The sequence below is a fragment of the Spirosoma sp. genome, assembly GCF_048594605.1.
In the GTDB taxonomy this organism is placed as follows: domain Bacteria; phylum Bacteroidota; class Bacteroidia; order Cytophagales; family Spirosomataceae; genus Spirosoma.
In genome coordinates this window covers 1-5,862 of record NZ_JBMDWV010000353.1, presented here as the reverse complement: position 1 = coordinate 5,862, position 5,862 = coordinate 1, and the positions used below count along the sequence as shown (strand labels likewise).

7 protein-coding genes are annotated in these 5,862 nt (G+C 47.8%); 2 read left to right on the top strand and 5 right to left on the bottom strand.

The genetic code is table 11. The features are described from left to right. Positions 1-490: F0F1 ATP synthase subunit gamma (locus ACOJS8_RS21390; protein WP_420150588.1), on the top strand; the 490-nt coding region annotated here is incomplete at its 5' end. Positions 491-863: 373 nt separating this feature from the next. After that, positions 864-1,433: a DUF4136 domain-containing protein gene (locus ACOJS8_RS21385; RefSeq protein ID WP_420150587.1), complete on the top strand. Its 570-nt coding sequence runs from the start codon at positions 864-866 to the stop codon at positions 1,431-1,433. Between the two features lie 70 nt (positions 1,434-1,503). Here ACOJS8_RS21385 and ACOJS8_RS21380 read toward each other — a convergent pair whose 3' ends face one another. The 5 genes from ACOJS8_RS21380 to ACOJS8_RS21360 all read right to left on the bottom strand — a co-directional run. Further along, positions 1,504-2,433, bottom strand: a complete 930-nt coding sequence (locus tag ACOJS8_RS21380) for a DUF6607 family protein (protein WP_420150586.1) — start codon at positions 2,431-2,433, stop codon at positions 1,504-1,506. A gap of 138 nt (positions 2,434-2,571) precedes the next feature. Then, positions 2,572-3,102 (bottom strand): ferritin, encoded by a 531-nt coding sequence (locus tag ACOJS8_RS21375; protein WP_420150585.1) that lies wholly within the window; start codon positions 3,100-3,102, stop codon positions 2,572-2,574. Between the two features lie 113 nt (positions 3,103-3,215). Beyond that, positions 3,216-3,572 (bottom strand): hypothetical protein, encoded by a 357-nt coding sequence (locus ACOJS8_RS21370; RefSeq protein WP_420150584.1) that lies wholly within the window; start codon positions 3,570-3,572, stop codon positions 3,216-3,218. Between the two features lie 78 nt (positions 3,573-3,650). Continuing rightward, positions 3,651-5,024 carry a peptidoglycan DD-metalloendopeptidase family protein gene (locus ACOJS8_RS21365; RefSeq protein ID WP_420150583.1) on the bottom strand — a complete coding sequence of 458 codons (1,374 nt, stop codon included), beginning with the start codon at positions 5,022-5,024 and terminating at the stop codon, positions 3,651-3,653. Positions 5,025-5,291: 267 nt separating this feature from the next. Further along, positions 5,292-5,862, bottom strand: a 571-nt coding sequence (locus ACOJS8_RS21360) for an APC family permease (RefSeq protein ID WP_420150582.1), incomplete at its 5' end; no start/stop codon positions are given.

The window sequence follows — 5,862 nt, the reverse complement described above, 5'->3', positions numbered from 1 at the left end:
TGGCTTTAAAGTAAACAAAACCCACGTTGATGCGTTCGGCTCGTTGAATTTTGCAACCGTTCGGGCTGCTGCCGAAGAAGCAATGGATGGTTTTGCCAGTGGCCGCTATGATGTGGTTGAAGTTATTTACAACGAATTCCGTAACGCGGCTGTACAAATCGTGCGCGCTGAGCAAATGCTTCCAATTGTTGCCGCAGAATCGCCTGCTGGTGCATCGGGTGCGATCAATTATATTTTTGAACCTTCAGAAGAAGAAATCGTTACGGAGCTGATTCCGAAAACGATCAAGATTCAATTATATAAGGCCGTGCTGGATTCTAACGCAGCTGAACATGGTGCCCGGATGACGGCCATGGATAAGGCAACTGATAATGCGGGCGAACTTCTGAAAGAGTTACGCTTAGTCTACAACAGAACGCGTCAGGCGGCTATTACAACCGAGATTCTTGAGATCGTGGGTGGTGCGGAAGCGCTGTCCAGCGGTGGGTAATGATACGTAGTTTAATTTTTTTCGTAGAAGCCACTAGCCTCCCGGTTAGTGGCTTTTCTTCTTTAACCCGTTTTTTTTGATAACTCATTGCAACGGTTTGCCCAATTTTTGGGTAATTATGATAGATGTGCAATCGTTGCTAAAATGGTACGTGATGGCTTTCTGGTTAAACGCGAATTATTCCTCTGTTAAAAATACTTAACGCGTGTTTTTACTCTGATTAACAAGTAGTTACCAGTAAGATTGAGACGCTACTATGTCTTAATAATCGGAACGAATACCCCCGGTTTTTAGTTATTTAAGTGTCATATACGAATGGTTGTTTTTCTAACGTTTACTAATCGATCTGACAACAATTAACGACTCAAAATACATGAAACTCAAAGGCATAATCACCAGTTTGTTCGTCGCCGGTACGCTGGCGTCCTGCGCTCCGGCCATCACGGTCAAATATGACTACGACCCTAAAGTAAACGTTCGGCAATTTGCTACGTATCGCATTGAAGCGGACCGGCAACGTAACGCGGATCCAATCGTTGGTAGTAATCTGAACCAACGTCGGATTGCTGATGCGCTTGATCAATCGCTGAAAGCACGGGGCTATAAGCCCGTTACGCAGGGTGAAGCGGATCTGGTTGTTCGGTTCTTTACTGATTCGAAAGATCGGCAGCAGATTCAGTCCAATAACATGTACTCGCCATATTCCTGGTGGTACGGCGGTATGAATAACAATGTTTACTCCCGCCAGTATGAAGAAAATCGCGTAGTTATTAACGTACTGGATGCCCGCACGAATGATATCGTATGGCAAGGCTGGGCTACAGGCCAAATGAACAGCCGCAACAAGGAACGGGATCGTGATCAGGCTTTCCGCGAAACGGTGACCAGCATCATGAAAAACTTCCCTGAGAGCGCTGGTCAGGATTACGGCGCGGCTCGCTAATACGTTGTAGAATAAAAAACCTGCTATCCGACGATGGCAGGTTTTTTTATGCGCTTTCCAGCCGGGAAGATCACTTCAAGTACTTTTCGATAGTCTGACGAATTCTTTGGCGAGTTGCAGATGAATTATACGGCGATTGCTGAGCTGTCCATGATAGCTCGTCCAGCTCTCGGCTCAATACCTGACCTTTCACCTGACCTTTGATTGATACCGTATCGCGGGCAGCTAATAACTCATTCCATAGCGCTCGCACATCCGCCCAGTAAGCTCTGCTCTGAGACCACCACGCTTTGGCAGCCTGGCATTTTTTTTCATCGATACGTTTATAGCTGTTCAGACCTTTCTCTGAAGCTAATAATTGATCACCTGATTCCGAACGAATAATTTTGTGGTTGTCCTGCTCATGAACGTAACCGTCCGGTCTAATTTCGTGATGATTCGTTCGACGTAGTACGTTATAATCTGAACGTTTTGTGTATTCACGGCGAGGCAGCGGAGAATCGGCCGTGCTTTCCCAGTACATCCGTCCGTCAGCGTGAATCCACGTAGCTGATCCTTCGTATCGCGGACTGTCATCAACTTCAAAAACTTTCTGAGTCCATTGGCCTTTGACTTTTGCAGGGGCTAGTTTTTCGCGTTTCCAGGATGCATTCTGGTTGAATTTAAGCAGGCTTGTATTTTGATAGATCCAGTCTTCGCGCCAGTGTTTGACAACAATCGTATCGCCAATCACCAGTAGATGTTGAATAATAAGTTTGGTTGGTCGGTCGGGAGAACCTGCTTCCTCATCAACAAATACCCACTCGATTCCTTTGGCGGTGTACCGGTCTTTAAACGTGTAATTCTTGTCGGAGGCAAAGGTTTCGGCATATTGAAAATCGACTTCGTGACATCCGCACTGGCTTTTAATAGCAGCAACGTCCTCGGATTTAGGCAGCGTCTGGGCTAAAGCACCGGCAATTGAACAGCAAAGGAATCCTATAAATACGGCTGGGCGCATGGTCAATAAAGCATAAGGTGAAGTGACTCCGACAGTGCAAAATTAATTTTTAGCGGACTCCTTTCGTAATCATCGTAGATACCTTAAACGCAAAAAAGGCATCCTTCTCGGATGCCTTTTTACTGTCTCATAGGTTGGTTATTCGAATGGATTGCCATCGTACGTAACGCTGGCAAGTTTTTTATCCAGATAATAAATCTGGTCAGCTGGAATCTGGTCAATTAATTCAAGGCAGCGACGAGCGATATACTCTTCTTCAACCTGCTCCTTCACGTACCACTTCAGCAACTCTTCGGTAGCATAGTCGCTCTCCCGACGGCAGATGCCAATAATACGATTGATAGAGTCAGAAACAGCAATTTCCTGTTCCAGAGCCGTCTCAAATACCGAACGTAGCGAATCGAACTCCTGTGCTACGGCCGGAACCTCAGGGGAGTAAGCGGTGCCACCCTGATCGCACAGGTAATGAAAAATTCTCATACCGTGCTTGCGCTCCTCTTCCGATTGCTTATAGAAAAAGCCAGCGCTGTGATCCAGGCCATTCCGGTCGCACCAGCCTGCCATCGCCAGGTATTTCGACGATGAAATCATTTCCATTTGTATTTGCTGGTTCAGAGCCAGTTCAACGCTCTCCTTAATCGACGTGCGTAGTCTTGCTAAATCTTTCATATATAAATTACCGTTTCCGGTGAGTAATTCGTATGACAAAACAACACAAAAAAACCGGTCGTTGTTACACAGCCGGTTGATTCTCAGGAAATTTAGAAAAAGTCTATTTATGGTTATTCGGCGAGTGTACAGCCACACTCACGTAACATCGAATTAAGTTCCAGCATCAACTTGGCACCGTTGAGTAATTCGCGCAGATGAACAACCTCGCAGAGTGTCAATACGTAACAGCGCTCGGAACGGGGGGGCGTTAAAATCTCAACGTCGTGTTCTGCAGCGGTGCTGAGTGCCATTTGCCGAATATCGACGGTTTCAACCATTCGGCGAAACTGGGCAAAATCGCGGGCAGATAACTGGGTATGTGTATCCCAAAATTCCAGGATCAGCCGATTGCTTTCATCACATTGATAAACAACTCCTCTTTCGGTCCGAAATACTTCCTGGTACGTTACTGGTACGTTACTCGTCATGGGTACGGAAATGAACGTACAAATATAAGGCGAAAGCGTTAATTTAGATAATGTCTAAACAAGAATTTGACGAAGATTTTAACGAATGGCTGCTTTCGTGGGTTTTCCAGGATCGGCAGGTAGAGATAGCCAGCCTGTCTGGCCATTGGCGCTACGTATCAGCTGAAAGGAATTAGCTACGGCCAGCACATCTACGGCCACTCCAGGCTCTAACGTCTTTATCGTTCCCGCTTGTCTGTCGGCTGAATCGAACAGAGCACTCGAAGAAGCTAAGGTTAACCGCCGAAGAGGACGATTGGCCGATTCAGTTGTACTGTTGAGAATGTATCCCGTTAGGCCATCCGGGGTTTCAACACGAAGCCAGATTTCGGTACCACCTATAATTGTTAACGCTGATGCCTTTGGTAGTTCGCGCACAATAGGCGCATCGCTCTGAGGTGCCAGCCGCATTATTGAACGAGCAGCCGATACACGGATTGAATCGCCTAGGCGCGACGTAGCGACCAAAGGTTGCTTAGCTGGCCCACGTCCAAGCCGGATAAAGGGCAATGGATCGGTAGCGCCGTCCATTATGCCATATATGCCAAAATGCAGATGGGGCGCTGTTGTGCGGGCATTACCTGTATTACCGACAAAACCAACGGTGTCGCCAACCGATACGCGCTGTCCGTTTGTTACGTTCCAGCGGTCCAGATGGGCATAGTACAGCCGGATACTACGTTCGTTATCGGTCAGAAAAGCCACATTACCGCCCAGGCTGTTCGAGCCGACCCCCGTAATTACCCCATCGACCGATGCTACGGCCGGTGTTCCTTTGGGGGCGAAAATATCGACCCCTTCATGTCTACGCCGTCCCCCATCGCGTGGGGCTCCAAAATAACTGCTAATCTGGCGGCTGTCGCGTCCCTTTACCGGAAATGCCAGGGCTGGTTCACGGGTGATGTTGATGGTATAACTGCCACTACGTAATAATTCCGGCTGAATGCGAATGAGGAAACTCTGTGTTTTTCGCGGTTCCCAGGTCAGTACGTTCGTATCCGCTTTTGAGGAAGCGAGCAGATTAGTCCGGTTACGTTCTTCCAGCGAGAACACGTCAATAAAAACCTGAGTATCTTTTTGTCCCTGCGTTTCGATTCGTATCAGAAATCGGTCGCCCCGTTGCGCGTCGAGCCGATAACCTACGGCAAACGCTTTATTGGCTGAAAAATAGCCGCTCTCGCGATAGGGAATCGAAATTTTAAGTGAATCACGAAGGGCTCGTTCGCCCGCTTCAAGCCAGTCGGTGCCGAGTGCCGTACGGTCAAGTTTAGCGGACTTTAGCGATTGCCCGTATTGGTCGTGTGGTGATGTTGGTCGAAAAATGCTGGCTGTCGGCCCCATGCTGGTGCAGGCGCTGATCCAACCAGCGAGTAAACCAAGCCAGAAAAGACAGGATAATTTATTGACTACCATAATGCTACAACTCATTAGATAAACGACTTTTTCCCGGCGATGTTTCAACCGGGATAAGTGAAGTATTTTCCTAAAATCGCGCAAACGCCTGACTCGTTGGAACGTAAAAACTTTTACAAAGGAGATGACGTGTTACGAATGGTTGGGACGCAGATTTAGGCAGCCGGTTTCTCCTCCCGCTGGTACTTGCTGACAGCGTGTTTCTGTGTGCTAAGTCCGTTTCAGGATTTATTCCCAGATAGCTGAGTTGTGCAAAAGCAGTAAATCTTAGTTATGTTGACTTCGTTTCGTGAAAAAATACACAGGTACGCCTAATCCTGCAATGAGAAGCCCCATGCCTGTGTTGAACGTTTTGGTATAAAGCAGAATCGCGCAGATTGTTAGCCCGGCAACAATGTATAGAGCAGGTACGAGAGGATAAGCAAACGCTCGGTAAGGGCGTTCTGTATTGGGTTCAGTACGTCGTAAACGAAACAAGCCCATGATGGTGATGATGTAAAATACGAGCGAGGCAAAGGTGCAGTAATCCAGCAAATCACCGTATTTGCCAGAAAGACATAGGAGCGATGCCCAAATACACTGTAGCCACAACGCCCGGCCCGGTACCGCATTTTGATTTAAGTGTGAAGCCTGCTTCAAAAATAGGCCATCTTTCGCCATCGCGTAGTAAAGCCGAGCGCCCGCCAGAATCAGGCCATTGTTGCAGCCGAAGGTTGAAACCATGATCAACGCTGCCATAATACCGACCGCTACGTTCCCGAAAATTGTTTCGACGGCTGCTGTGGCAACCCGATCGGCTTCGGCGAACTGAATGCCCCGCCCCAGAATGTCGCTGGCT